The 255-nt window shown below is 49.0% G+C and carries 1 rRNA gene; it reads right to left on the bottom strand.

Annotated features, from left to right (window positions below):
• Positions 1-255: ribosomal RNA gene (locus ACSG5Z_RS32845) — 23S ribosomal RNA — on the bottom strand; the annotation flags it as partial.

The following is a 255-nucleotide window of genomic DNA, read 5'->3' as shown; positions in this document are numbered from 1 at the left end:
CCTCTTGGTTTGGGCTATGTTCCGTTTCGCTCGCCGCTACTCAGGAAATCGCATTTGCTTTCTCTTCCTCCAGGTACTTAGATGTTTCAGTTCCCTGGGTCTGTCTTCCTTACCCTATGTATTCAGGCAAGGATACCATACCATTACGTATGGTGGGTTTCCCCATTCGGAAATCTTCGGATCAAAGCTTACTTACAGCTCCCCGAAGCATATCGGCGTTAGTCCCGTCCTTCATCGACTCCTAGTGTCAAGGCA

This window comes from Bacillus pretiosus (genome assembly GCF_051294775.1).
In the GTDB taxonomy this organism is placed as follows: domain Bacteria; phylum Bacillota; class Bacilli; order Bacillales; family Bacillaceae_G; genus Bacillus_A; species Bacillus_A wiedmannii.
This window is presented reverse-complemented; position numbering and strand designations above follow the sequence as displayed.